The organism is Hoeflea sp. IMCC20628 (assembly GCF_001011155.1).
Taxonomy (GTDB): Bacteria; Pseudomonadota; Alphaproteobacteria; order Rhizobiales; family Rhizobiaceae; genus Hoeflea.
In genome coordinates this window covers 3,714,963-3,740,220 of sequence record NZ_CP011479.1, presented here as the reverse complement: position 1 = coordinate 3,740,220, position 25,258 = coordinate 3,714,963, and the positions used below count along the sequence as shown (strand labels likewise).

Genomic DNA, 25,258 nt, shown 5'->3' with positions numbered 1-25,258 from the left:
GGTCATTTCCTGATCGAGTACGTGTGTTGTGTGTCTAGCCTGATTCCACCTGAATTGCTCAAGCGGCTGGCGTTCCCCAGATGGCTTCGTTGAATTGCATGAGCACCGCATCCAGCTCGCCGTCAAACTCTTCTGCGATGCGGACAAAGCCACCCTTGTCGGCGAAGACACCCTGGTCCAGCAGCGAGGGATCAGCCACAGGCTTATCCTTCAGCGCCCTGCCAATCCGCCGGAGCCAGTCCTTCTGTTTCTTTGTCCAGGCTCTCGAGCTCTCGATCTTCCGGATCGCGTCCTCCACCCGCGTCGCATAGGGCACCAGAGGATCACCAAGAGCAGCCTGACGGACAAAGCCGATGATGTGGGCCGCGATGTCTGCATTCCGCGCCTTGCCATAGGCTGCCCGGAGCATGGATTCGGAGAAGTTTTTCTCGTCCAGCAAGCCCGCAAGTTCCGACAGCTCCTTGCGGGTCAACTCGCGGGGGCGCTGGGTGACAGCGATGAGGGCCGGGACCGAGTTCATGTTATCACGCACATAGCGCTCAAAGCCCTCGATATAATCCTCGGGCGTGGTGTTCTTGCCGAAGATCTCCTCGATCCGGAGAAGTTCGTCTTCATGGTTGGAGATGACCACGCCATCCCCCGGCCTCTTCACCGCGACCGGCTTGCGTTCGAGCAATTCGACAGAACGCGGATGCTCCGTCATCCATGCTTCGAGTTCGGCTCCGGACTTGGTGGCAAGGGACTGGATGACAGCTTCCGGTGTGTGCCCGGTGTGCCGTTCGAAACTCTCGCGGGTTTCCTCGTCCATGTTTCTGGCAAGGCTGCGCATCCGAACCACCACCTGACCGGCAACCCAGTCCTTGTCGTCAGTGTCCACGGCCTGGGTGAGGTCTGCCACCAGTTGCCCAAGCGAGATGTTTGGTTTGACCACTACCGGACGCATGTCCGACATCTCCTGCAGTTCGGCGTAGAGATCGACAGCGTCGAAGATCCGGAAGTACTCCTTGCCGATCTCCGGGCACAGGCGGGTGGCTCGTCCGATCATCTGGTCATAAAGAATGCGGCTTTTGATCCGGCGCAGGAAAACCAGATTGCAGATCGAGGGCACATCCACACCGGTGGTGAGCAAATCGACCGTCACTACATATTTGGGATAGGGATCATTCTTGAATTTCAGTATCCAGTCCTGATTGTTGTCTACGCTACCAGTGATCTTCATCACCATGTTGTGCGGGATGGCGTTAGCGCCGTATTCGTCCCGGAGTTCCTCGTTCAGAAGCCGAACCACATCATCCGCATGGGTATCCCGCGCAGCAAAAATCAGTGTCTTGCCCGGACTGTCCGGTGGGATCTCGGTGGCCAATGCCCGACAGACCACCTGATTGAAGGCCTCTGAATAGACCTTCTTATTGAAGGCCGCGAGATCATAATCGAGCTCGACATCGTCCGGCAGCGCGAAGAGATCAATCTGACCGGTCTTGCGGTCGGCAATCTCGACTTCCTCACCGCCCTCGAAGTGGATCCCGGCTTCCGCCAGCGCCGTGGTGATGCGCCGGGGCGGCAGGTGATCATTGAGATAGCCTTCGACGACGGCCTGACGATAGCCGTAGTGATACACCGGGTGACCGAAGATCTCCCGCGTGTGTAGGGCAGGGGTTGCCGTCAGCGCGACCTTGACTGCATCGAAGTAGTCGAGGATTTGCCGGTAGGCTGATTGGTAATCATCCAGGTTTCGAAAGCCGATGTCGGTTTCCCTGAGTTCCGCATCCAGCGTGTAACCCCGGTGCGCCTCATCTACGATGATGCAATCAAAAGTGCCTGGCGTGGGCCGCTTGGAGACATCGGGTTCATTAAGGATCCGCGCGATGAGCGACTGCACCGTTGCGACCTGTACCTGATCCTCGGGCTCCGGCATCTTCTGACCAAGCCCGGCGACCTTGTAGATCTGGGCGAAGTTCAAAAGCCCTTCCAGCTCCGTAGTGTCCAGCGCGTCCTCGGTTTGTTTGCCCAGCGCCTTGCGGTCCACCAGAAAGAGGATGCGTCTGAAGCGCTTGTGCTTGAGCAACCGGTACATCAGCGCAATGCTGGTCCGGGTCTTGCCGGTGCCGGTGGCCATCGAGATCAGAACGTCCCGCTGCCCGGCCTCGATTGCGGTCTCAATGGCTTCAACCGCGTCTTCCTGGTAGGGCCGCAATTTACCCCTGCCGAAGCTTTCTTCCGCAAGACCCTGCGCCGCCGCGTCGACATCTGTTTCCAGCTTGTCCAGAAGATCCTTGGGTGAGAACCATTGCAGCAGAGCCAGCGCTTGGTTGGTTGAGCGCCGCACATCGCGATACCAGATGCCGGACTTGGTTTTCCACTGACGGACGAAGGGTCGGCCATTGGTGGCGAAGACAAACGGAACCCGGTACGGATCATCCAGCCCGTGCTTCCACGAGGCATCAGGGTGGGCCTCTTCGTCGGTCAACCGGATGGACTGAGCATAGCGCTCAGCCTGTATCAGGGTTGATGGGACATCCACCGACTCCCGTTTTGCTTCAATAACGCCAACGCAAGTCAGCCCGATAAACAGCGCGTAGTCGACCGGGCCGGTTTCGGTCGGCCATTCCGCGATTGCCAGGTTGCGCCCGATCTCGGGACGAGTGCCCTTGGAATGCAGAAGCTCCTTGGTGTCAGCTTCCCAGCCCATATCCATCAGTTGGACATCGATCAGAAGCCGCGTATCAGCTTCGTCCAGTTCCAACCGGCTGGCGGCATCTCTGGCTGCCTGTTTGAACTCAAGCTTCTGTTGTTCGGGTTCCGACTGAGCCTGTTTCTGAAGTTCGGCAAGCTTCTTGGCAAGCTCGGCCTGGTTGGCTTCCAGCTCAAGAGCTGACTGCTCCCAGATGGCGCTTTCCTCAACTGACTGCCGCGCAAGTTCTTCAGCTGCTTCTCGGGCCGTGGCTTGTTCTTCGGCGGAGGCTTGAGCAGCAGACAACTGCGCCTCTTTTTCACGCACATCTGTGCGCAAAGCTTCGAGTTCCACTCGGGTCGTTTCATCGACCTGATCCGGAGCTTTCGGTGGAACGAAGGGGCCGGGTTTGAAATTGGGGTCACGCCCATAGGTCCGGCGATACCAGACGCCAAGGGTCCGGCAGAACTTCAGTGCAGCGAGGGCATCCGATGGCGTTCCGGTGAAGTCGTGAGTTGCTTCGTTGCCTTTCTTGCGAACAGCGTGGAATACATCCACAACCTCACGGGGGAGAACCTGCTCGGCAGACAATCGGCGCAGGAGATCGTTAGTCCCTTCGCGTTTCGCCGGGTCATAGCTGCCGGTGATCGCCGCGATCTCCTTGACCATATATTCCGAGAACTGCCGACTCTTGATCAGCGATGTGTTGGCGTCCTCTGCGAAGAACCGCTCTGCCAAAACGCCAAGGCGATGCAACTCGCTGCTGAGAGGTTTGAGATGGTCAAAATTCGTAGAGCGCATGACGCTGCCAAATCATAAAATGAAATATCTCTACAATTGCTAAGGCATACACGCTGAACATACAACCGGACGCTAGTCGGGTTTCAGATGTGACAGATCCAAGCCTTCATAATCGAGCTTCTCAATCGCTTCGGCAAGGCGTTTCAAGTGGAAGCCGCTTCCGTACCTATCCCCCATGCCACGCTCGGAATGACCCTGCAGGGCATTCATGATCTCAGAAGAGATCCCATTGTTGCGACAGGCATCCTCGAAGCTGTGACGGAAGCTGTGAAACGCATTTTTGGCGTGTTTGGCGCCAACGCTTTCCAGCAAGCGGCGGAACTGGCGTGAATACGGGGACGAATAGTAACCGTCTGACCCCTTGGACATCTCAGGGAAGAGCCGAAGCTGGCCTTCGTTTCGGCGTTTCTGAACGAACTCAGGTAGTCCCAGTTCTTTTAAGGTGCGATGAACGGGAATGAACCGGTGCGATGTCGAAGTCTTGAGCCGTTGATCATCCCCGTCGTCGGTCAATTCAAAGCGAAGTATGCCATCTTTTTCGACAACGTCAGATGTGTAGAGCTGAATGATCTCGCCCGATCTTGCTCCCGTAAACAGCGCAATCAGGGGAACCCAGTAGAGGCCGGAGTTCCTAGGAATGAAGTCACCGGGGGTTCGCCACGCTCTGGCGCTTCGGCAGCCAGTATAGAGAGGTGCGTTAAAAATAGACTTGAGTTCATCCGGGGTGAACGGGTGGCGCTCATCTCGGGCCTTACCACTCTTCTTCAGCTTCATGCCATCAAACGGGTTGCCGGTGACTCCATCGTAATGCGCCTTCGCCCAATTCCAGAAGGCTCCGACAAACCCGATGATCTTGTTGACGTTGGAAACCGACATGGGGGGCAGCCCAAGGGCGCTGGCCTTCTTTGCAGCTTTATCAAACTGCATGTTTTTCAAGTCGGGATGATTGGACCAGTTTGCGGGAAGAGCCACCAAGGCTTCTTTGAAGGTTCGCGCGTCAGCCTTGCCGTATGCTTCAAGTGCTTTGTCACCCGCCAAGGTCACAAAACGGTCCGCCCATATCCGGTACGCGTCTGCTGTCTTCTGTTCCCATGAAGTCCGCCTTTTCTCTTCCACCCAGCGGGTTATCGTCTCGGACAATAGTGGAGTATCAACGCTGGAAATTTGAGTGTCAGATTTGACGACAGGTGTCTTAACGACGTCTCCCTTGTTCCGGGCACGTATCGCATCGGTTGCTTTTATTCTGGCTGATTGGAGCTCACGAATGAGCCGCGGCCAGCTTGGAGAATCAGGGGCGAGCTTCAGATTCACGTTAGTCCATGTCAGGATTTCGGCTGCTTCGTCAGAGAAAAACTCGTCTTGAATACCGCGAGCCAGATACTCGCGGTTTACGCCGTCAAGCGTGTCGGTTAGCTCAGCACGTTCTTCAAATGAGCTTCCTTCGAAACCCGACAGCCTTATCTCCTCGTCTTCGTCAAGGATATGGGCATAATAAACCTCGCCAATATATTCGATTTGCGCTGGAGTAAGCTCGGCAAGTGCTGGTTCTGCCTCGCGTTTCAGCTCCTGTCGATGAGCTTCAAATAGGCGATCAATCCTTGCAGCTTGTATCCGAACCCTCCGCACGGCCTCCCGGTAATCCTTCGTCTTGAGCGAGAAGGTTTCTTCGGTTTTGGGGTAGGTCGCCTTGATGTCAGCAGGGATAGCGGCGCGATGATAGAAGGTCGCTCCACGACGAAAGAGGCGGGGATGTCCAGGCATCGATTCCATTGCTCCACTGTAACAGTGTGATGGAACAGTGAGAAGGATTAGCCTTTCAAAACCAACAAGTTATTGATTTCTAATGCTTGAAACTGGTGCTGCCGGAGAGATTCGAACTCTCGACCTCTCCCTTACCAAGGGAGTGCTCTACCCCTGAGCTACGGCAGCCCTTTGCTTCAGTGCCGGAGTGGCGACCAGATCGGAGGATTGTCTCCGTCAGTTGCTGTCCATGTACTCTCGCTCAAATATCGAGAGGCTGTAAACGACTGAAGCGGCCCGCTATTGCCACAGCTTGGACAGGAGCGCAAGCCCAAACGGGCGAATGTTGTGGCAACTTCGACATTGCCTGCGCAGGGTTGGCTGAGCATGCTGAAAAACCGCGCTTTGGCTGATGAAATACGGTTGCTCGAGAGACTGACGTTCAAGCCGCATGACATGGTCCAATTTACATGCGTGCCATCGCGGCCATATCCGTATGCCTTGATAAAGGGCAGGCCCCAACCGGACAGCTGCATCTTCACCTCGAGAGAGTTTTAGGCTATCGAAGCTTTGACATGACCCAGAAATCTCCCCAAGACCGGATCACCGAGGCTGAGCGCCAGGCCGCCAAACGCGCCGAGCGAAGCGCCGAGCAACTGCGCGCCAATCTGCAACGCCGCAAGGCCCAGACGCGGGCCCGCCGCGAGGGCCGGGCAGACGAGGCCGAGGGCCTGCCTGCAGCCTCCAAAACTGGTGCAGTGGACAGCGACGATTCCGATTGACGGCAATCCTGTCCTCATGTTGCCGCATTCTCCCGGATGGTTTAAACACCGCCGCAGATATTTAGAAGCAAGCCGCCGCCGCATCAAAGGCGTGGTCTGAAACCCCAAGAGGACAGCATGGATCGCATCAGGATCGTTGGCGGAAACCCGCTCAATGGCGTCATTCCGATTTCCGGCGCGAAAAACGCAGCGCTGCCGCTGATGATAGCTTCGCTGCTTACCGATGACACGCTGACGCTGGAGAATCTGCCGCATCTGGCCGATGTCGAGCAGCTGCAGCGCATTCTCGGCAATCACGGTGTCGATATTGCCGTCGTCGGGCGCCGCGAGCGGCAGGACACGGCCTACGCCCGCACGGTGCATTTCACCGCCCGCACCATCGTCGACACCACCGCGCCCTATGAGCTTGTCTCGAAGATGCGCGCCAGTTTCTGGGTCATCGGGCCGTTGCTGGCCCGCATGGGCGTGGCCAAGGTCTCGCTGCCGGGTGGCTGCGCCATCGGCACACGGCCGGTCGACCTGTTCATCGACGGTCTTCGCCATCTCGGCGCCGAGATCAACATCGAGAACGGCTATGTCGATGCCCGCGCCCCCAAGGGCCTGATCGGCGGCCGCTACGTGTTCCCGAAGGTTTCGGTTGGCGCCACCCATGTGATGCTGATGGCGGCGACGCTGGCCAAGGGCCAGACGGTGATCGAGAACGCCGCGCGCGAACCCGAAGTCGTCGATCTTGCCAATTGCCTGATTGCCATGGGCGCAAAGATTTCCGGCGCGGGCACCTCGACCATTACAATCGACGGCGTCACCTCGCTGTCGGGTGCGCGCCACCGGGTTCTGCCCGATCGCATCGAAACCGGCACCTACGCCATGGCCGTGGCCATGACCGGTGGCGATGTCCTGCTCGAAAACACCTCTTCATCATTGCTGGAAAACGCCCTTTTGGCGCTGCGCCGGACCGGAACCGGGATCATCCAGGAAGAGGGCGGCATTCGGGTTCGCCGCAATGGCGGCGACATTTTGCCGGTCGATGTGACGACTGATCCGTTTCCCGGCTTTCCGACCGACCTTCAGGCGCAATTCATGGCCTTGATGAGCCGCGCCAACGGCGTGTCCCATATCACCGAAACGATCTTCGAAAACCGCTTCATGCATGTGCAGGAACTGGCTCGCCTCGGCGCCAACATATCGCTTTCCGGTCAGACAGCGACGGTCACCGGTGTGCCGACCTTGCGGGGAGCGCCGGTGATGGCGACTGATTTGCGCGCTTCGGTGTCGCTGGTCATCGCCGGTCTGGCTGCGGAAGGCGAAACCATCGTCAACCGGGTCTACCATCTCGATCGCGGATTTGAACGGCTCGAAGAAAAGCTCACCAACTGCGGGGCTGTGGTCGAGCGTGTCAGCGAATAAAGCCTTGCTAGCCGCCGAAACCGCAACCTTCTGCTCATTGCGCTTTCCACTGCGCGTACCTACCTTGCAGTGCAGCACACACCGTGCGGCGGGTCGCGCCGTAAATGAAAATATATCGAGGATTCCATGGACAGTCTGAAACTGATCGCGCTTGACGACGCAGACCTGGCTGTGATTTCCGCCTATCTGCAAGATGCTGTTTTCAAAACCGGAGATACTGCGTTTCTGGGGAAGGAGCAGACCTTCACTCTGGAGGCAAACCGGTTTGTCTGGGAAGAGGGAAAAGACCGCAAGACTTTTGAACGCCGCCGTGCGGTGCTTGCGATCAAACAGGTTCAGGCGGTCAAATCGCGCGGCATCAATCTCAAGGATGCCGACACCGTGCATGCGCTGCTGGCGGTAACATTTGTTCCAGGCGATGAAGCGCCCGCAGGCGCGATCGAACTGGTGTTGTCCGGCGGCGCGGTGATCCGCCTGGAAGTCGATTGTGTTGAAGCCCAGTTTGCCGATATTGGCGGTGGCTGGGAAACAAAGTTCAAGCCGCGCCATCCGCTCGGCGACTGATGCATGCCGCGCAAGACTGTGCGGCGGTTTTTCGGTAACGACATGTAAAGACAAGGATCCAATGCATGCCACCCGGATCCGGATTGGTGTGACGCGGATTGTGCAAGAGACAACGCATGAAATGGGGACAGGGTATTGGTATTGAGGCTTGATTACCGGCAGCCGGATTTCGAGAGCCGTTTCGCTGCCTTCCTGACAACCAAGCGCGAGGTTTCGGCAGACGTCGAGGCGGATGTGTGCGCCATTGTCAGTGAAGTCCGCGCACGCGGCGACGAGGCCCTGCACGATTTCAGCCAGCGGTTTGACGGCATCGACACCCGCAAGCTTGGTCTCGCCGTCAGTGCGGCCGACATTGAGGCGGGCTATCAGGCCACCGATCCCGACATCATAGCAGCACTTGAATTCGCCCACGCCCGTATTTTCAGCCACCACCAGCGGCAGATGCCCAAAGACGACCGCTATGTCGATGCCGCTGGCGTCGAGCTTGGTTCGCGCTGGACTGCCATCGAGGCCGTCGGGCTCTATGTGCCCGGTGGCACTGCAAGTTACCCCAGTTCAGTGCTGATGAACGCGGTGCCGGCCAAGGTGGCAGGCGTCGAACGCATCGTCATGGTGGTTCCGGCGCGCGACGGCGTGCTAAACCCGGTGGTGCTGGCTGCAGCTCGGATCGCCGGCGTTACCGAGATCTACCGCATCGGCGGCGCCCAGGCGATTGCCGCACTCGCCTATGGCACCGAGACTATCCGCCCGGTGGCCAAGATCATGGGGCCCGGCAATGCCTGGGTCGCAGCCGCCAAGCGCCAGGTTTTTGGTACCGTCGGCATCGACATGATCGCCGGCCCGTCGGAAGTGCTGGTGATGGCCGATCCCGACAACAATCCCGACTGGATCGCCGCCGATCTTCTGGCCCAGGCCGAGCATGATGTCGGCGCGCAATCGATTCTGATGACCCGTGACGCGGGCTTCGGCGAAGCGGTGATCGAGGCGGTTGAACGCCAGATCCCGATGCTCAGCCGTGCCGAAACGGCGCGCAAGAGCTGGGCCGATTTCGGCGCTGTCATTCTGGTGCCGGATTGGGATGTGGCGGTTCCGCTTGCCGACCGGATTGCCGCCGAGCATCTGGAAATCGCCACCGATGACGCCGAGGCGCTTGCTGGCCGGATCCGCAATGCCGGCGCCATCTTCATCGGCCGCCATACGCCCGAAGTGATCGGCGATTATGTCGGCGGCTCCAATCACGTTCTGCCAACAGCGCGCTCGGCGCGGTTCTCCTCCGGCCTTTCGGTGCTTGATTACGTCAAGCGCACCTCGATTCTCAGGCTGGGCGCAGAGCAGTTGCAGTCGCTCGGTCCTGCTGCCATAACCTTGGCACGGGCGGAGGGGCTTGATGCCCATGCCCGCTCGGTGTCGATCAGGATGAACAGCCGCGACGGGGGGCTTGGGCAGGAATGACAGAGGCGGACACTCAACGGCTCTGCGATGTTGTGCTCGATGAAACCATCGGCCGCGCCACGCCGGATGTCGAGCATGAGCGTGCCGTCGCCATTTTTGACCTGATCGAGGAAAACAGCTTCGCGCCCGTCGGCCATGCGGGCGGACCCTACAAGCTGAAGCTCTCGCTGGTTGATTCTAAGCTTGTGTTCTCCATTTCCACCCGGTCCGATGAGCCTGTGGCCACCCATATTCTCTCGCTCACGCCGTTCCGTCGCATCGTCAAAGACTATTTCATGATCTGCGAGAGCTATTACGAGGCGATTCGCTCATCGACACCGTCTCAGATCGAGGCGATCGACATGGGACGGCGCGGCATTCACAATGAAGGCTCGCAGACCCTCATGGACCGGCTGGACGGCAAGATCGGCATGGATTTCGATACTGCCAGGCGTCTGTTCACGCTCGTCTGCGTGCTGCACTGGCGCGGATAGAGACCGCGATGGCGGACACCGGCATCGATCCCGTCAAGACGCCGCCCGATTCGGGGTCCAAAACAGGACTCGGCGCGGTGCTGTTTGTCTGTGGCATGAACGCCATCCGCTCGCCAATGGCCGAAGTCATCGCCCGGTCGGTGTTGCCGGCGGGCACCTATGTCGCCTCTGCCGGGGTCCGCCCGGGCGAACGCGATCCCTTTGTCGATACGGTTCTGGGCGAAATCGGGCTTGACCTTGGCGCGCGGCAGCCGCAAACACTAGATGAGCTCGAGGATGACTATTTCGACGTCATCGTCACCCTGGCGCCCGAGGCCCATCACCGGGCGCTGGAAATGACCCGCGGCAATGCCGTCGAGGTGATCTACTGGCCGACGCCCGACCCGACAGTGGCAACAGGAACCCGGGAACGCATTCTCGATGCCTATCGCGAGGTTCGCGACATGCTGAAACTGCGTATCACCTCCGGCAAGGGCTGGTCACGCGGGCCTGCGGGCGGTTGAATCAATTTGGTTCACAAACCGCTCGTCATTGTGTAGGTTCCGCCCAAATTTGAGGCCCGCGCATGCTGCGCCGCCTTTACTACAAGAAAGACAGACACTGAATGGCGAAAGAAGAAATTCTAGAATTCCCGGGCGTGGTCACTGAACTGCTGCCGAACGCAACTTTCCGGGTAAAGCTCGAAAACGAGCACGAGATCATTGCTCACACCGCAGGCCGGATGCGCAAGAACCGTATTCGTGTGCTGGCTGGCGACAAGGTGCTGGTCGAGATGACGCCTTACGACCTGACGAAAGGCCGCATCACCTATCGCTTCAAATAGGCGACAGGTGTGAGGCCAGACCATGGCACGATCGCAAAAACTCATCCTCGCATCCGGTTCGCCGCGCCGGGTTGAACTGCTTGACCAGGCAGGCATCGCCCCCGACAGGCTGATGCCGATGGATCTCGACGAGGCCCCGCAGCGGTCCGAACACCCGCGTTCGCTGGCGCGGCGGCTTTCGCGCGAGAAGGCGGAAGCAGCTCTTGCCGAGACGCGGCTTGATCCCGCCTGGACTGGCGCCTACATCCTGGCCGCCGACACGGTTGTCGCCGTTGGCCGCCGGATTCTGCCCAAGGCCGAGCAGATCGATGAGGCGTCCAACGCGCTCTATCTGCTGTCGGGCCGCAATCACCGTGTCTTCACCGGCATTTGCCTGGTGACGCCCGATCGCACCATCCGCCAGAAGATCGTCGAAACCCGTGTGCGCTTCAAGCGTCTCTCCAAGATCGAGATCGAAAGCTATCTGGCCTCGGGCCAGTGGCGCGGCAAGGCTGGCGGCTATGCCATCCAGGGACTGGCAGGCACCTTCGTGGTCAAGCTGGTCGGCTCCTACACCAATGTGGTCGGCCTGCCGCTCTATGAGACCACGGCGCTGCTGACCGGCGAAGGCTATGACGTTCATTTCAAATGGCTTGAAGGCTGAACCATGACTGATGGCAAAGTGACCCCGTTGCGAAAGGCCCAGCCGTGCCCGGAATGCGGACGGCCATCGACGCGCGAGAACTATCCTTTCTGTTCCGATCGCTGCCGTGCGGTCGATCTCAATCGCTGGCTGGTGGGTGGCTATGCCATTCCGGTCACCGAAGAAGAGGACAATCAGGACGAGGATTTCGACGACCGCGGCTGATGCAAGTAAATGATTTTGCCATCACTGCAAAAAAGCCGAAAAAGGGTGCTGGACAGTGCCTTTCAAGATGGTATAACGCGCTCGCTTTCGACGTTGGAAAAACCCTTCGTCGGCAAGCTTCTGGTCCCCGGTCTTCGGGCACAGGAACCAGATGCCCGGATAGCTCAGTTGGTAGAGCAGCGGATTGAAAATCCGCGTGTCGGTGGTTCAAATCCGCCTCCGGGCACCACTATTTTCTCAATGAGTTCAATAGTTTGGTGTAGTTTTAGGTGTCGAGCCCCTAAGGCTCATATTTTCTTCAAGTAGCAAATAAGTAGCAATCGGATTGTTTGTCAGATGAAGGACTCTGCGGCGCAGCTGAGGTCGCTGTCAGACATTGCTTGCGCATTTTTCGCATTTGAGCTTGGCTGGCCGCGAAGGAGATCCGCTGATGTGCAACCTCTACAATATCACCATCGGGCCGCAGGCGATCATCGAGTTCACCAGCGCGGTAGTGAACCATGCAGGCAATCTTGAGCCGGGGAAGGTGTACCCCGACTATGAGGCCCCGATTGTCCGGATGAACAAGGACCACAAGCGCGAAATCGCAAAAGCGCGCTGGGGTATGCCTACACCGTCGAAGTTTCTTGAAGGCAAAAAGACGGACAAAGGTGTCACCAACGTGCGCAATGCGTCATCGCCTCACTGGCAGCGCTGGCTCGGGGTCGAGAACCGTTGCGTGGTTCCTGCAACCGATTTCGCGGAACCAGATCCTGCAAACAAACAGGAAGGGGAGCGCACGCCGAATGCATGGTTTGCGGTGAGCGAAGACCGTCCGCTATTCTTCTTCGCGGGCATCTGGACCCGCTGGACCAGCGTCCGCAAATTGAAAGAGGGTGAGATCGAGACGGATCTCTATGCTTTCTTGACGACGCAGCCCAATAGCGTCGTCGAGCCGATCCACAAGAAGGCGATGCCTGTAATCCTCACTACGCGTGAGGAGGTCGACACATGGCTATCAGCGCCATGGGACGAAGCAAAGGCGCTCCAGCGACCGCTGTCGGACGATCAGCTCCTACTCGTTGAAGCTCCCTGACGCGTTACCGTCGATTGCTCCCCTTGTCGCCTTTCAGTTCGTCACCCAGTTGGCGGTTTCCCCATTCGGAGACGCTTCGGATGCCCAAGAGCCGCCTGACGGTGAGGTGCCCATATTCTGCCATGGAAGCTGTCTTCACTCGGACGCTCATGTAATCGCCGGTGCCGCACTTAGAGCAGGCAAAGGGTGGCGCATCGACGGGCCGAGATGGATTGAGCACCTGGACAAGATCGGTCGCAAGGTAATTGATCAGACGTCTGCAGAGGCCACAGCGAACAACAATTATCTGAGCATCATCGGCGGCGTCCTGCAGCGTTCGAATCGGCTTTGCGGGATGTCTATGGAACTTGCGATACTGCTCTGGCATGGGTGCGCAGAATAGGAACATTTGGCGAACACGCAAGTGGGCATCACCGGTTGGAATGCGTCGGGCTACTTTTGGCGTCGAGCTAAATTCGGTCTCCACCGCAACGCAAGCTGCGATCACTTTGGGCGGGAAGTGTGAATTCGCCGCAGCTGCGCAGAGGTTATGTCAGTTTGCGAAAGCGGACATCCGTGCGACGGAAATTCACTCTGTGATGTCGCGTGGCCGCATGACTCGCTCCGAATCCTTTGCAGACCTGAAGAAAGGAAAAGCATATCGGCTTTATGGCAAGCGTGTGATGAACCAAACCAGACCTTGGTGGGCCAGCGATCTGCGTGAGTGGCTTCGAATGATCACCAGTTCGACGGACTTCTCCCTGGCGTTACGCTGCTCGAGCAGCGTAACTGACGGCGCATGGCCAAATCACGACTCCGGCCGCCAAGACGATCGATTTGGCGGCCTCACGCGCCAATTGTGCCACAGTCAGAGCGAACCAAAGTCGAAAAGGACTTGGCGTTCCACCTTGGATGATCTTGCTGTGTCAGAAGGCGATCCAAATGGGGATGCCGTTTAACATAACCCGTACGCACAAATAGTAACGTCGCCATCCGCTGGCTCGTTCCAGCTGAGGGGGTTTAAATTATTTTCTGAGGCCTGTGGCTTATGTAAACCTCTACCTTCAGCATTAAACTCCGTCATATCGTGGTTAAAGTAACACCTATGGCCCCCTGAGGAGGCAACCCAGGACCTTTCATAGTCGCCACCCTGGCGGGACGTCAGTTTGACCACACGCGAGGTCCCATCGGTGATGATCCAATATCCTTTGCTCTCGCCCGGCTGGAGAGTATAATCTACCAAGTTATTGCTCGGCTGATTTTGAATCTGCATACGCCAAACATACTGCGAATTATTATAAACATGCCGCTCGCAATGGGCATAAGCTGACGCAGAACCTGCAACCATCGCGATGGCAAACGCGGCCATAAATGCGGGAAGCCCAGCGATTGGCAAGTGTTTTAGAACCGTCGGAGAATTATGAATTGTGGAAAACATGTCGTATACCTCATGATTGGTATAAAAATATTTACACGTGAGAATATATATTTCCGCACAACTTCAGATTCCCAGTAACGTCGAATAGGTACATTTCAGAGCGAAAAACGGATTCTGGTTCAGGTCACAGGCTTCCCCAATGACACCGGCGTAATTACCCACCCCTGAATTCGTGATTTCCGGTTCTTCTACCGGCCTATGCCAGGACGGATGCGATGACCTGGAAGGGGTTTGCGCCTTTGAGGCGTGCGGTATCGACTGTCGTGCGTATGTTCGCTTCGGCTTGGGCGGCCCACATGGCGCGATATCCGTTTGTCACCTTTCGCTGAATGACCCATGGACGGAGCTTTCGCTCAGATGTGTTGTTGGTGACATCGACTTCTCCGGGATAGTCGCAAAACGTCAGCAGCTGATCGCGGGCCCGCCCGATCTTGGCCTGGAGCTTTTGGGCCAGGTCGCATGAAGTCGGGGCGCATAGAAGCCCGGCAAGCTGTTTATCGAATTTGCGCTTCTTGCTTGCGACGGTAGACGCAGCGAATGTGCTTATGGCTCTGGCGAAATCAAACACACGGCCAAACCAAAGCTGGAAGCGAAGAGGGAGATCATCCTCGCCATGTTCCAGCGCAAAGGCTGTATCACGCGCCAAATGTGCAAGGCAGGTTTGATGTCGATGGCCGTGAGATTGCTGGGCTGAATACCGATCAGATATCCATACCTCGGGGACATGGCCGCCCATGGTCTCGTGAACGACCCGTGCTGCACGGGAGTAATCGGGCTGGTGGACAACGGCATCCTTGCAATGAAAAACCCAGTGTTGGGCATTTGTGCCCTCAATACGCACACCGGTTTCGTCGCTGGCGACAACGCGGGCGGCTCGAAGGCTGGCCTTGGCGGCCTGTGCTGTGGCCTGGAAGCTCGGACGGGAGCGGGCAAACATGTTCATGATCGCGCCCTCGCTCGCATGGAGGCCGAAGATATCCATGAACACACCGCTCAGGCGTTCGTAAGACAATGCATGGAAACTCTTGAGGTAGATCGCCAGCGCGTGAATGCCTGGCCCGAACGGCGTTGCGGTTGCCACGGCAGGTGCGGTGGCTTTTGTCGTCGTGCCGCATTGCGGGCAATGACAGGAAAAACGCCGATGCCGGGTGACATGAGGACGGATCGCAGGAATATCGATCTCGTCATAGGCCCCGGCCAGCACCATCGTATCATCACCGGAAAACGCATGGCCGCATCTCTTGCAGGCGGTCGGTTCATGATCGCGAAACATGTCGGCAAAATCCGCCAGCACCCTATTGTGGGGTTCATGCCCGGGCTTGGCTCCACCCGGTCGTGAGTTGACGCGTTTCTCTTTCTTGTCCGTAGAGGGCGGCTTGGAAGACGTCCGAGAATCCTTGGCAGGCCGTTGGAGCCGAAGCACCATCTCGATCAATTCGTCCTTGCTCAGCTGCTGCAAATCAGTCCGATCCATATCATCATGGATTCAGACATTGTGGTGCATGGCAAGGGGGTGGGTAATTACACACCGGCTGCCGGATTATCGCGGCGTGCACTCGCCGATGGACACATCAGCGCACACCGAGCCATCCATCCATACAGCCCGGGACAGGTTTGCCCCGGCCATCCGCACCTGTTGCAGACTTGCCCCGTAGAGGTTCGCCTCGGTCAGGTTTGCCCCTTCCAGGGTCGCCCCATCCAGCGTCGCCCCTTCCAGGGTCGCCCCATTCAGCTTCGCCCCGGACAGGTTTGCGCTTTCCAAGTCTGCATCCCCTAGTTTGGCCCCGGAGAGATTGGCCCCGGACAGGTTCGCATCTCGTAGGTCCGAGTTGGAGAGGTTTGCTCCGGACAGGTTCGTTCCCGACAGGTCCCGCGACTTCAGTACCTTACCGCTCCAATCGCATTCATGAAAATCATTAGCGTCCACGACCGGAAAACCACAGGCCATAACAGCACTGGACGTGGTCCCGAGCGAAACAATAACTGCAGCAATAAAATTCAAATATTTCATCGACTTCTCCCTATTTAATGTTGGTCGTAGTCGACATCTTTTCAAAAGCCGATGGCGCACACTGCGCACAAACCCCCGCAGATAGCAAATCAGACAAGGCACGCTCACCATGAAGCGGAAACGTCCTAATCGCGAATGGACATTAGCTCCCGCAACCAACTCATGGCAGGGCAGGGTCAGCGGCGCTTTCCAAACGCAAGCGGCGGAGTTATACGACAGCCTTCAAGCGTCGGGTCGTGACCGAGACGATGGAGCCGGGTGCGTCGGTCGCGGAGGTCGCGAGGCGACATGGGCTAAACGCCAACATGGTGTTTCTCTGGCGTGGCGATCCACAGGCATGGCTCACCTGGGTCCTTGGCCGTATCGCCGATCATAAGATCACTCGTATCGACGAATTGCTGCACTGGAGTTACGCTTCTCAAGCAGCGTAACTGGCAAATCCTTCACCTCTCTAGAGAGAATTCGCATAACGGGCGCTTTCAGTCAGCATTTTGCCCGACAAATAGCCAGGGTTAATTCGTCCTCTGCATCACTAATGTATTCAGCACTTGAATCTACATATCTACAACCCTCAACGCATATTGTATATTTCTGCATCTTTTTGGCTTTTTCAATACTTTCGATTTTGTCATTTATCCTTTTGTTTTCATTATCGCCTTGTGGTTCGTCCGACCTCGACTGAACTCCCGATCCGCCAACTAACACAAACAGGCACGCCGATGATATTAGCATCATCGGGCTGCATTTTATGGAACTCTTCATTGTATACCTATTTTACTAATTAATTAAATCTTGCTGCTGGATGTCTTTGTTGTACTGACTTCCCACCGCCTGAGCCTAGGTCCCGGTCGTTATGTTGGATTTATATTTGCTAATACCCAACCGTTGGTTCCCTCAGATTTTTCCCTTTACCCCTCTTCCGATGAGAACTTTTTCCTACTAGTGGAACCCACCATAGAGAGGCTTAGAGGAGGTCACATAAGATGCCACGATCCGCATAAATGGGTTTCATGTGGTCAAACTCCTGGACCGCGTGGGCGATGGCGGCCGCCGCCGGCGAGCTAACAATTGGTGTTGTCGACAGTACCGTCGATCCAGGTCGTGCTGCACATTTTGGCGTTGGTCAGGTTGAGGTTCTCGATATTCAATTCATGCACACCCGTAAAAATGGCACCTGTCAGATCGGCGCCTGAAAAATTTGTGCCGGTCAGATTCGCGGATCTCAAGTTTGCGTTGAAGAGGTTGGCACCACTGAAATTGCTGTTGTAAAGCCCTACTCCTGTCATGTCTGCATTGGAGAGGTTCGCACCGCTCAAATCCTGACTGGAGAGATCCATCCCACTCAGGTTTGCGCCGGCCAAATCGCAATCCGGGCAACCTTCACGGTTGTTCAATCGATCGATGTCGACTTGATCCCAAGCCATTGAAGGTGACGCAGTTGCGAACAGCGCCACGAAAACCAGAAATGAACGTATTCTCATAGTAGAACTCCAAATTTAGCTGTTATTGATACTGGATGCTGCCGATAACACAACTTGTCGCCAGTGCGGGTCCGCCGGACGGTCACGGTGCCAGAACATCTCAGCCATGTTTACCAAGCACCACGCCCCGTCTTTCACTTGTTACAGCGGCTCCGAAGGCAATCATTTTTTGACTAACGAAAGTCGCTTAGCTTCAGTGCAACAACGATTTCGCCAAGGTATTGCCGAAAGCTCTACTTGCAGACACCAATGGAATTAGCTGCACAGAGCCGTCCGTCCGTCCAAATCGCGTCGGTCATGTCCGCGCCGTACAGGTACGCGTCCATCAGGTTCGCGTAGGTCAGGTCCGCTCTTCTTAGGTCCGCGCCGCCCAAGTCCGCGTTGTACAGGTTCGCGGCGTACAGGTTTGCGCCGGTCAGGTCCGCGCCGGTCAGGTCCGCGCTGGTCAGGTACGCGTGGTTCTTGTCACATCCACTCCAGTCAACCTTTGGACCCAACGGATCAGAGCACGCGGCCATAGCTGCATTGGAAAAGCTTAGCGAAATAATAGCAGCAATGCTTGCTTGGATGAGTTTCGTCATGACGAGGGTCTTTCGGGGGTTTGGGGGCTGCAAGTTTCAGTATTGAGCAGATGCGCTGAACGAGCAATTGATGGCAAAACTTTAGGCCTATTTGTGTCGATTGATGTGAGGCTCCTTTTCCCGACATCCCCAGATGGGGCGCTTCTTAGCGAGACAGTGGCATAGGCGGCTCCCTTTTTGTTAATTTCTTTCGGTTTGGCGCGGCATACGGCCTATCTTCCCTGGATTTGAAGCAATTTGGGTGGGGTTTCGCGTACTGGCCACGGATTTGGGCATAGCTCGGCGTCTGCGTGCGACACGCCGTAACCAATTGATGGCGGATTACATCGGTTGTCACGGCGCTTGACCAATGGCAGCAATGCGGTAGCTGCGGTGCAGCATTTGACAAAGGGACCGAGGTCAGCAAAGGGCCGAAAGTGCCAATGAAGGTTAGGAAGCTTCGGGTAGGAAGTGTCTTTTCGCCGCAATTGCGAAACAGAGCGACGATTCTACACGGAGCGGACATTCCGGCGATTACGACGGCAGAATGTTATCTGCACCGCAGCAGGCAACTACGAGCTATATTAAACAAATCAGGCCACCGGAACAGACCGACCCGAAACGTTCCGGACCGAAGCTGCTAAGGCGTCGGTTGTATCAGGCGTTTTCAACGCATAAAGATCCCTTAGAGTGAAACCATGTTGGGAAAAATTCGATGCACGATATCGAGGCGCGAATTAGTCGGGCATATGAAGAGTCCGGGAATACGATGGGCTGGCGGTTTTTGAGTAGCCCTGTCCAAACCCTTCAGGAAGCGCGTGTTGCATTTATCGGACTAAATCCGGGCGGTTCTAAAGAGGATTCCAGCCATGGCAAATTTGCAATGAAGGAAGGCAGTGCCTACCGAGACGAAAGTTGGGCGGACAATCCTCCTGGAGAAAGTAAGTTGCAAAAGCAGATTTTGTCTCTCTTTGATCGGTTAGGTGAAAAGCCAGAGAATGTTCTATCAGGCAATTTGGTCCCGTTCCGATCGCCCGATTGGAACAGTCTGAAAAGGCCACGGTCTGCGTTAAAGTTTGGTGAGGATCTATGGTTGTCGGTCTTACGCGATGCAAAACCGTCCCTAGTCGTGACTATGGGGTCGCTCGCTATCGATAGCGTTTGCCGCCTGCTGCAAGTTCGAGATGTTCGTAAAACCGAAGTTGGCTGGGGAAGTATCACGGCATGCAAAGGCCGATTCAACAGCGGAATCTTTGTTGGCCTGCCGCATCTTTCCAGATTTGGAATTATGAATAGACCAGAAAGCGCCCCTTACCTTGACGCACTGTTCGCCGACGATGTGTGACGAATTCAAACCAAAAGCCGACATTTGGACCTTCGCACTGTCGCTGAATAAGCGGGGGGGCAGCTATCGAAAAGTTGCATCGCAGCGTGCTCTTGTAAGGCGAAGGTCGGCTCAGGGCCGGAAGCTCCATTTTTGCACCTGCCGTCAAAGTCTAGCCTTCAGCCGCCGTTGAATGAAATTCTGTTTTCTGCACTTTTCGCTTTCAATTGGAATGTTACATCAAAGTATACGCTGGCGTTACGTATCGAAAGCGCCGGAAACCCGTAACAACAGCCTTGACTTGGTCTATTTGTGACACCGTAGACTCCGGTCTAGAAGCTGGAGTTACACATGGCACGCATCGGATACGCACGCGTCAGCACAGCTGACCAAGACCTGCACATACAGACAGAACGATTGACGGCCGAGGGATGCAGCCTCATTCGCTCAGAGAAGGCATCTGGCAAGAGCCGCGATGAACGGGATGAGCTGGCAACCATCCTCAGCTTCCTGCGCCCACAGGACGAACTGATCGTCACGCGGCTTGATCGCCTTGGCCGCGATACCCGTGACGTGTTGAACATCATACATGAGTGCGAGCAGAAGCAGGCCTTTGTGACTGTGCTGGATCCATATGTTTCGACCAAGGGTGATATGGGCCAGATCGTTATGACGGTGCTGGGGATGGTTGCTCAGATGGAGCGGCGGTTCATCAAGGAGCGCCAGCGCGAAGGGATCGAGCGCGCCAAATCGCTTGGCCGGTACAAGGGTGGCAAACAGCGAATTGATCGAGATGAAGTACTGCGGTTGGCAGGCGGTGGCGAAAAGCCGTCTGCCATAGCCCGTGATATTGGTTGTTCGCGGATGCAGGTTTATCGGATCCTGAATGAAAATGCGTGATGCCCGTTATGGGGCCGTGACTTGTCAGGCAGCTTGTGGGAACGAAGTCAGGAAAGCAGACGTGACGTGCCCCCATCAGGTGGTCCGGTTTGATTGTTAGTGCATCATGGGCGTCTGGTCCATCGGGACAATGCTTTCCGGCGCGGGCGGGCGGCACCCCAGAGCGCTATGCGGCCTGACGGTGTTGTAGTGGATACGCCATTGCTCGATCAGGATTTGCGCCTCCCTTAGGCTGTAGAAGATTTCGCCGTTCAGCAGCTCGTCGCGGAACCGGGCGTTGAAGCTTTCGCAGTATCCGTTCTCCCATGGTGAGCCTGGCTCTATGTAGGCCGTCTTGGCTCCGACAGCTGCAATCCAATCCCGCACTTTCTGGGCGATAAATTCCGGCCCATTGTCCGACCGAATGTATTCCGGCGGGCCGCGCAGGATGAATAGGTCTGTCAGAGCATCCAGCACGTCCGTTGAGTTGAGCTTGCGGTCCACGCGGATCATGAGTGCCTCCCTGGTGTATTCGTCGATGATATTCAGCGTCCGATAGACGCGGCCGTCAGCGGTTCGATCCTGGACGAAGTCGTAGGACCAGACGTGGTTTGGCCGTTCCGGTCTGAGACGCACACATGATCCGTCGTTCAGCCAAAGCCGCCCCTTTTTCTTCTGCTTTTGTGGCACTTTCAGCCCTTCACGCCGCCAGATGCGCTCAACCCGCTTATGGTTTACCTGCCAGCCCGCGTTGTTCAGCAGACCGGTGACCATGCGATACCCATAGCGCCCATACTTGTCGGCCAGTTCGATGATATCATCGGTCAGCCGTTCTTCATCTGCCCGGCCCTGTGGCACCTTGCGCTGTGTGGATCGGTGTTGTCCGAGCGTACGGCAGGCGCGGCGTTCCGATACGCCAAGCTCCCGCCGCACATGGTCGATGCACTTGCGACGACGCGAAGGGCTTAGAAGTTTCCCTTTGCCGCCTCGGTCAGGATGAGTTTGTCCAGTGTCAGGTCAGACACCGCCCGCCGAAGCCGCTGGTTCTCCTTCTCCAGCTCTTTCAGCCGAGTGAGTTGAGATCGCTGCATCCCGCCATAGAGCTTCCGCCATCGATAAAACGTCTGCTGTGTCACGCCGATCTGGCGCACCGCGTCAGCAATCGTCGCACCTTGCCCTTGCAGAACTTCAACCTGCCGAAGCTTCGATACAATTTCTTCCGGCTTCTCTCGTTTTCCAGCCATCGCTGATCCTCCAATTTGAGGGATAATCTATCCCAGTTGGTGGACCACTTTCAGGGGGCAACTCCAGTCTTCGGGAGCTGCCGGCGAGCAGCCCGTAATGCCAGATGCGGTGGAAGCCGCGCGGCAGGACATGTAGCAGAAAGCGGTGGATGAACTCACCGGTGGCAAACGTCATGATCTGTTGCCGGTCGGAGCCGTCGCGGCGGTAGTCCTTGTAGCGGAAGGTGACGCCGGTCTTGTCGAAAGAGATGAGACGACTGTTCGAGATGGCCCCCCGGTGGGTATTGCGCGACAGATAGGCAAGCACGGCTTCCGGCCCCGCGAAGGGCGGCTTGGCGTAGACGACCCAGCGTTTCTTGCGGACCGGCGACAGATGCCGCAATAATGCCCGGCGATCAGTGAGATGTGCGGCCGATCCGAAGAAAGCGAGCCGTCGGCGCCGTGGAGCTGGAGCAGCTTCGTGAGGAACAGGCGGCGGAACAGCTTGCCGAGCACACGCACCGGCAGGAGGAACACTGGACGTGACGATATCCAGCGCGACCCATCAGTGGCAATGCCGCCGCCTGGTACGATCATGTGTATGTGAGGAAGCTGATCAAACTGGCCAACACCCTCATCAAACAGAATCGAAACTGGACATCAAAACAGCTTGATAAAGACGGATACCTTAGGTGTGGGGCTTCAGCAGATTGTACGCAGTCAGTGACCGAGGCGACTGATGACTGGTTTGGAGTTTATGCCGCCCCAGAGGGCGATGCCGACTGTACACATGGGCACGGCAGATTTCCGTCAGCTCCTCAGCAGTGCAAAAGGTCCAGAGCGCCCCTATTTCTCTTTCAACGCATACGCGATCAGGTAATCGCCACGATTGGGGCTGTGGCGCGCGCCGGCGGCCTGAACAACGATTATTTGCCGATTGTTCTCGTCGGTGTAGGTGATCGGAACTGATTGGCTGCCGACAGGCAGGCGGCTTTTCCAGACAATATCACCCGTCTCGGTGTCGATGGCGCGCAGATAATAGTCCTGCGTGCCGGCAAAGAAGCTGAGCCCCGGTTTGGTGGTCAACAACCCGCCCAGCGTAGGCATGCCGGTGTTGATCGGCATGTAGGTCCTCAGTCCGAAGGGGCCGGTGTCTTCGGTCGTTCCCATGGGGATCTGCCATTTGATCTTCTGCGTCGCCAGATCGATGGCCGTCACGGTGCCAAAGGGCGGCTCGAAGCACGGGGTCGCGAAGAATTCCAGGATATTGTAGCCAATGAAGACCTGATAGGGCGTGCCGGCCATCGGGCCACCCTCGCTACCGCCGCTCAAATCCTTGCCGCCGGTGGTGTCCGTCTCAATCAGATGGGTCCGGTTCGGCCAGATCATGTTGTTCAAAACCAGCAGGTTTCGCGATTGGTCGAAGGATGCGCTGCCCCAGTTGAAGCCGCCGCCATTGCCGGGAAATTCGTAATAGACATCGGTGGAAGGTGGCGTCATCAGCCCGTCCCAACGGGTCTTCATGGTCCGGATGCGGCAGTAAAGATGATCAAACGGCGTCATGCCCCAGGACTTGTTTTCACTGAGAACGGAATCGTCCGACCCGATCGACGGCATCCCGGTCGAGAACGGCTGTGTTGGCGAATAATACTCGCCTCGGGCGCTTCCCTGCGGAACAGGCTGTTCTGTCACCTTGGTCAGCGGCGTCCCGTCACGCCGGTCAAGCACGAAGATTTCGCCACGCTTTGTCAGCTGCACAACTGCAGGAATTGTGGTTCCGTCATCTTTGGGGAAGTCGACCAGCGCCGGTTGCGATGCCAGGTCATAATCCCAAAGATCATGGTGCGTTGTCTGGAAGTGCCAGACGTCTTTGCCGGTATCCAGATTGAGCGCAACAACTGACGAAGAATACTTGTTATCGCTATCGCTACGCTCACCACCCCAATAATCCGGTGTTGCATTGCCGGTGGGCAGGTAGACCATGTTGAGCTCGAGATCATAGGACATCGGCGCCCAGACATTTGGCGTGCCGCGTGTGTAGCTCTCGCCCCTTGGCGGGTATGTATCGATCTTTGAGTTGCCTGAATCCCAGGCCCATTCCAGAGCGCCCGTGATGGCATTATAAGCGCGCACAACACCCGGGGCTTCACCTACGGCGCGGTTGTCCATCACCCAGCCACCGATAATAATCTTGTTGCCGGCAAGGATAGCGCCCGTCGTTGGCATGTATTCGCCGGCGAAATAACTGCCCATACCCTCGTGCAGATCGACAACGCCGTCCTCACCAAAGCTTGTGCACAATTTGCCGTCGCTGGCGCGAATGCTCATCAAGCGGCCATCAACCGTGGCCACAACAATGCGTGGGCCGCAATCTTCGCCGACATCGGCAGTTTCATTGGAGTCCGCAACCGCGGCATTGGTGGTGCTGGCATTCGCGTCGGCGGTTTCTTCTTCTCCGTTGTCGCGCTTGCCTGCCTCGATTGATTGCTCGGCAACAGTGTCGCCGGCATTTGCAGCCAGATTGGCATCAATCTCCTTAGTGTTTGAGCCATCAGTCGCCCCCTCGGTCAGGATCTTCACGTCAGGCGCGAAGCTTGATCCGGCAGTCTTCCGGTTTGCGGTGCCAGAGGTGCCCCCGACTTTTGCGTTGCCCGCAGTGCCGCTAACAACAGCCGGATCGACATACGCGATCGAGCGGCACCGCAACCACAACGGCGCAGACGCATGGGGATTGAAGACCCATTTTTCTTTGCCCGTCGTCCCGTCGAATGCGGTGACCACATTATTATACGCACAGTGAAACAGCGTCCCATCAACATAAAGCGGGGTGTTCTGGTCCTCGTTCGCCAGAGCGGCGTCTGGAATTTGCCCGTGATGAGCCGTCCAGACAACTTCGAGATCGCCGACATTATCCTTGGTGATCTGGTCAAGCGGCGAATATCTGACGCCTTCGCCGGTTCTGCCCCATTCGCGCCACTCGCCACCCATTTCCGCGGTGGTTTCGGTCTCTTTGCCGGGGGTTATGGAAATATCATTTCGAACGATGCCATGCGGTTCGAGCATCTGCGCAAAAAATACGGCAAAGACCGCAATCAGCGCCAGACCACCGGTCACCGACAGGCGTGATCGCAGCGGCGTGACCGTCCGGCCTCGGAACAGCGGCACCGACAGCAGAACGGCAATGGCAATCACCAGCGGCGCTGCGGTCCGGGGGACCCAGCCCCAGAAATTCAAGCCGGTGTCGTAATAGGTCCAGCAGACCGTGAAGATAAAGGTGGCGAGGTAGATGACGACGCCCAGAATCCTGCCCAAAAAGATCAGAGCGCCACTGGCCACAAGCCCCAAACCGGCAATGACGTAATACCAGGAGCCCCCCAGAGACATCAGATAGGCGCCGCCCACCAGCAAATAGAGGCCAGCCAAAAGCGCAACGGCACCCAGAGCACGCAAGGCCCAGTGTGGTTTCATCTGCTCGGATGTCATAGGAAATACCTTGATCTGGAATCATCATATGTTCGAATAATTTCAAGAACCTAACATCCTGATCCCTTCAATAATACGGCTTTCTCATAAACGTTGGGGATCGGGGCGGTATACTTTGCCTCCTCCGGACACGATCCGGAATGTACGTGGGTCGAGCGTGTGAGGATGGTTGAGCCAATTTGCTGATCATAGCCAGGATCAGGGAGGGATCGATTTGTTGAGTAAACCGGCGTTGGGGGCTCGCT

22 protein-coding genes, 2 tRNA genes and 2 pseudogenes are annotated in these 25,258 nt (G+C 56.9%); 15 read left to right on the top strand and 11 right to left on the bottom strand.

From position 1 onward, the window contains the following. Window positions 1-58: 58 nt before the first annotated feature. The 3 genes from hsdR to IMCC20628_RS17625 form a co-directional block, all read right to left on the bottom strand. Window positions 59-3,472 carry a type I restriction-modification system endonuclease gene (gene hsdR / locus IMCC20628_RS17635; protein ID WP_047031300.1) on the bottom strand — a complete coding sequence of 1,138 codons (3,414 nt, stop codon included), beginning with the start codon at window positions 3,470-3,472 and terminating at the stop codon, window positions 59-61. 72 nt (window positions 3,473-3,544) lie between these two features. Then, window positions 3,545-5,242 carry a site-specific integrase gene (locus IMCC20628_RS17630; protein ID WP_082128202.1) on the bottom strand — a complete coding sequence of 566 codons (1,698 nt, stop codon included), beginning with the start codon at window positions 5,240-5,242 and terminating at the stop codon, window positions 3,545-3,547. 84 nt (window positions 5,243-5,326) lie between these two features. Further along, window positions 5,327-5,401, bottom strand: a tRNA-Thr gene (locus IMCC20628_RS17625). Window positions 5,402-5,787: 386 nt separating this feature from the next. Between IMCC20628_RS17625 and IMCC20628_RS17620 the strand changes: the two genes are divergently transcribed. The 11 genes from IMCC20628_RS17620 to IMCC20628_RS17570 all read left to right on the top strand — a co-directional run bounded on the left by IMCC20628_RS17620 (window position 5,788) and on the right by IMCC20628_RS17570 (window position 12,635). Further along, on the top strand, window positions 5,788-5,994 hold the full coding sequence (locus IMCC20628_RS17620; RefSeq protein WP_047031299.1) for a hypothetical protein: 207 nt from the start codon (window positions 5,788-5,790) through the stop codon (window positions 5,992-5,994). A gap of 117 nt (window positions 5,995-6,111) precedes the next feature. Next, on the top strand, window positions 6,112-7,401 hold the full coding sequence (gene murA / locus IMCC20628_RS17615; RefSeq protein WP_047031298.1) for a UDP-N-acetylglucosamine 1-carboxyvinyltransferase: 1,290 nt from the start codon (window positions 6,112-6,114) through the stop codon (window positions 7,399-7,401). A gap of 126 nt (window positions 7,402-7,527) precedes the next feature. Then, on the top strand, window positions 7,528-7,965 hold the full coding sequence (locus IMCC20628_RS17610; protein WP_047031297.1) for a DUF2948 family protein: 438 nt from the start codon (window positions 7,528-7,530) through the stop codon (window positions 7,963-7,965). A 135-nt stretch (window positions 7,966-8,100) separates the two neighbouring features. Continuing rightward, entirely contained in the window at window positions 8,101-9,417 is a 1,317-nt protein-coding gene (hisD, locus tag IMCC20628_RS17605; protein WP_047031296.1) for a histidinol dehydrogenase, read from the top strand. Next, complete coding sequence (locus IMCC20628_RS17600) at window positions 9,414-9,890, top strand: UPF0262 family protein (RefSeq protein ID WP_047031295.1); 477 nt, start codon at window positions 9,414-9,416, stop codon at window positions 9,888-9,890. The genes hisD and IMCC20628_RS17600 overlap by 4 nt, the downstream gene beginning before the upstream one ends. Before the next feature lie 8 nt (window positions 9,891-9,898). Further along, a complete protein-coding gene (locus IMCC20628_RS17595) occupies window positions 9,899-10,393 on the top strand; it encodes a low molecular weight phosphatase family protein (protein WP_082128201.1) in 495 nt (164 codons plus the stop codon). Window positions 10,394-10,494: 101 nt separating this feature from the next. After that, window positions 10,495-10,713, top strand: coding sequence for a translation initiation factor IF-1 (gene infA / locus IMCC20628_RS17590; RefSeq protein WP_047031294.1), 219 nt, complete (start codon window positions 10,495-10,497; stop codon window positions 10,711-10,713). Between the two features lie 22 nt (window positions 10,714-10,735). Further along, on the top strand, window positions 10,736-11,356 hold the full coding sequence (locus tag IMCC20628_RS17585; RefSeq protein ID WP_047031293.1) for a Maf-like protein: 621 nt from the start codon (window positions 10,736-10,738) through the stop codon (window positions 11,354-11,356). A gap of 3 nt (window positions 11,357-11,359) precedes the next feature. Then, entirely contained in the window at window positions 11,360-11,560 is a 201-nt protein-coding gene (gene yacG / locus IMCC20628_RS17580) for a DNA gyrase inhibitor YacG (RefSeq protein ID WP_047031292.1), read from the top strand. 153 nt (window positions 11,561-11,713) lie between these two features. Then, a tRNA-Phe gene (locus IMCC20628_RS17575) sits at window positions 11,714-11,789 on the top strand. Window positions 11,790-11,990: 201 nt separating this feature from the next. Further along, window positions 11,991-12,635, top strand: coding sequence for an SOS response-associated peptidase (locus IMCC20628_RS17570; RefSeq protein WP_047031291.1), 645 nt, complete (start codon window positions 11,991-11,993; stop codon window positions 12,633-12,635). A 934-nt stretch (window positions 12,636-13,569) separates the two neighbouring features. On the opposite strand, the gene IMCC20628_RS25185 is transcribed toward IMCC20628_RS17570, so the two are convergent. The 3 genes from IMCC20628_RS25185 to IMCC20628_RS17550 form a co-directional block, all read right to left on the bottom strand. Then, window positions 13,570-14,052 carry a hypothetical protein gene (locus tag IMCC20628_RS25185; RefSeq protein ID WP_156174559.1) on the bottom strand — a complete coding sequence of 161 codons (483 nt, stop codon included), beginning with the start codon at window positions 14,050-14,052 and terminating at the stop codon, window positions 13,570-13,572. A gap of 196 nt (window positions 14,053-14,248) precedes the next feature. Continuing rightward, a complete protein-coding gene (locus tag IMCC20628_RS17555) occupies window positions 14,249-15,526 on the bottom strand; it encodes an IS66 family transposase (protein WP_047029005.1) in 1,278 nt (425 codons plus the stop codon). A 66-nt stretch (window positions 15,527-15,592) separates the two neighbouring features. Continuing rightward, window positions 15,593-16,063: a pentapeptide repeat-containing protein gene (locus IMCC20628_RS17550; RefSeq protein WP_052766511.1), complete on the bottom strand. Its 471-nt coding sequence runs from the start codon at window positions 16,061-16,063 to the stop codon at window positions 15,593-15,595. A gap of 191 nt (window positions 16,064-16,254) precedes the next feature. Here IMCC20628_RS17550 and IMCC20628_RS25710 point away from each other — a divergent pair. After that, a pseudogene (locus IMCC20628_RS25710) lies at window positions 16,255-16,386 on the top strand (transposase); the annotation flags it as partial. Beyond that, entirely contained in the window at window positions 16,369-16,494 is a 126-nt protein-coding gene (locus tag IMCC20628_RS25705) for a transposase domain-containing protein (protein ID WP_245307957.1), read from the top strand. The pseudogene IMCC20628_RS25710 and the gene IMCC20628_RS25705, both read left to right, overlap by 18 nt. Before the next feature lie 630 nt (window positions 16,495-17,124). Here IMCC20628_RS25705 and IMCC20628_RS17540 read toward each other — a convergent pair. Beyond that, window positions 17,125-17,544, bottom strand: coding sequence for a pentapeptide repeat-containing protein (locus IMCC20628_RS17540; protein ID WP_052766509.1), 420 nt, complete (start codon window positions 17,542-17,544; stop codon window positions 17,125-17,127). Window positions 17,545-17,777: 233 nt separating this feature from the next. Then, window positions 17,778-18,125 carry a pentapeptide repeat-containing protein gene (locus IMCC20628_RS17535; RefSeq protein WP_052766507.1) on the bottom strand — a complete coding sequence of 116 codons (348 nt, stop codon included), beginning with the start codon at window positions 18,123-18,125 and terminating at the stop codon, window positions 17,778-17,780. Window positions 18,126-18,819: 694 nt separating this feature from the next. On the opposite strand from IMCC20628_RS17535, the gene IMCC20628_RS17530 reads away from it, so the two are divergent. Together IMCC20628_RS17530 and IMCC20628_RS17525 are read left to right on the top strand one after the other, a co-directional pair. Further along, window positions 18,820-19,449 (top strand): uracil-DNA glycosylase family protein, encoded by a 630-nt coding sequence (locus IMCC20628_RS17530; RefSeq protein WP_047031288.1) that lies wholly within the window; start codon window positions 18,820-18,822, stop codon window positions 19,447-19,449. Between the two features lie 330 nt (window positions 19,450-19,779). Next, complete coding sequence (locus tag IMCC20628_RS17525; protein ID WP_047031287.1) at window positions 19,780-20,328, top strand: recombinase family protein; 549 nt, start codon at window positions 19,780-19,782, stop codon at window positions 20,326-20,328. Between the two features lie 96 nt (window positions 20,329-20,424). Here the strand turns inward: IMCC20628_RS17525 and IMCC20628_RS17520 are convergent. The 3 genes and pseudogenes from IMCC20628_RS17520 to IMCC20628_RS17505 all read right to left on the bottom strand — a co-directional run bounded on the left by IMCC20628_RS17520 (window position 20,425) and on the right by IMCC20628_RS17505 (window position 24,998). Beyond that, window positions 20,425-21,551, bottom strand: a protein-coding gene (locus IMCC20628_RS17520) for an IS3 family transposase (RefSeq protein WP_156174558.1) whose coding sequence is annotated in 2 segments (ribosomal slippage) — window positions 20,425-21,287 and window positions 21,287-21,551 — 1,128 coding nt in all. Because the reading frame shifts where the segments join, the coding sequence is not laid out codon by codon here. Between the two features lie 70 nt (window positions 21,552-21,621). After that, window positions 21,622-22,139: pseudogene (locus IMCC20628_RS17510) on the bottom strand (transposase); the annotation flags it as partial. A gap of 237 nt (window positions 22,140-22,376) precedes the next feature. Next, complete coding sequence (locus IMCC20628_RS17505) at window positions 22,377-24,998, bottom strand: PQQ-binding-like beta-propeller repeat protein (RefSeq protein WP_047032706.1); 2,622 nt, start codon at window positions 24,996-24,998, stop codon at window positions 22,377-22,379. Between the last annotated feature and the right edge of the window lie 260 nt (window positions 24,999-25,258).

Coding starts and splice junctions, on each gene's coding strand:
- IMCC20628_RS25705 (WP_245307957.1), top strand. CDS start 16,369: ATGGTGTTTCTCTGGCGTGGCGATCCACAGGCATGGCTCACCTGGGTC.
- IMCC20628_RS17530 (WP_047031288.1), top strand. CDS start 18,820: ATGCACGATATCGAGGCGCGAATTAGTCGGGCATATGAAGAGTCCGGG.
- infA (WP_047031294.1), top strand. CDS start 10,495: ATGGCGAAAGAAGAAATTCTAGAATTCCCGGGCGTGGTCACTGAACTG.
- murA (WP_047031298.1), top strand. CDS start 6,112: ATGGATCGCATCAGGATCGTTGGCGGAAACCCGCTCAATGGCGTCATT.
- yacG (WP_047031292.1), top strand. CDS start 11,360: ATGACTGATGGCAAAGTGACCCCGTTGCGAAAGGCCCAGCCGTGCCCG.
- IMCC20628_RS25185 (WP_156174559.1), bottom strand. CDS start 14,052: ATGTTTTCCACAATTCATAATTCTCCGACGGTTCTAAAACACTTGCCA.
- IMCC20628_RS17525 (WP_047031287.1), top strand. CDS start 19,780: ATGGCACGCATCGGATACGCACGCGTCAGCACAGCTGACCAAGACCTG.
- IMCC20628_RS17595 (WP_082128201.1), top strand. CDS start 9,899: ATGGCGGACACCGGCATCGATCCCGTCAAGACGCCGCCCGATTCGGGG.
- IMCC20628_RS17600 (WP_047031295.1), top strand. CDS start 9,414: ATGACAGAGGCGGACACTCAACGGCTCTGCGATGTTGTGCTCGATGAA.
- hsdR (WP_047031300.1), bottom strand. CDS start 3,472: ATGCGCTCTACGAATTTTGACCATCTCAAACCTCTCAGCAGCGAGTTG.
- IMCC20628_RS17610 (WP_047031297.1), top strand. CDS start 7,528: ATGGACAGTCTGAAACTGATCGCGCTTGACGACGCAGACCTGGCTGTG.
- IMCC20628_RS17555 (WP_047029005.1), bottom strand. CDS start 15,526: ATGGATCGGACTGATTTGCAGCAGCTGAGCAAGGACGAATTGATCGAG.
- IMCC20628_RS17550 (WP_052766511.1), bottom strand. CDS start 16,063: ATGAAATATTTGAATTTTATTGCTGCAGTTATTGTTTCGCTCGGGACC.
- IMCC20628_RS17630 (WP_082128202.1), bottom strand. CDS start 5,242: ATGGAATCGATGCCTGGACATCCCCGCCTCTTTCGTCGTGGAGCGACC.
- IMCC20628_RS17620 (WP_047031299.1), top strand. CDS start 5,788: ATGACCCAGAAATCTCCCCAAGACCGGATCACCGAGGCTGAGCGCCAG.
- IMCC20628_RS17570 (WP_047031291.1), top strand. CDS start 11,991: ATGTGCAACCTCTACAATATCACCATCGGGCCGCAGGCGATCATCGAG.
- IMCC20628_RS17505 (WP_047032706.1), bottom strand. CDS start 24,998: ATGAAACCACACTGGGCCTTGCGTGCTCTGGGTGCCGTTGCGCTTTTG.
- IMCC20628_RS17585 (WP_047031293.1), top strand. CDS start 10,736: ATGGCACGATCGCAAAAACTCATCCTCGCATCCGGTTCGCCGCGCCGG.
- IMCC20628_RS17535 (WP_052766507.1), bottom strand. CDS start 18,125: ATGACGAAACTCATCCAAGCAAGCATTGCTGCTATTATTTCGCTAAGC.
- IMCC20628_RS17540 (WP_052766509.1), bottom strand. CDS start 17,544: ATGAGAATACGTTCATTTCTGGTTTTCGTGGCGCTGTTCGCAACTGCG.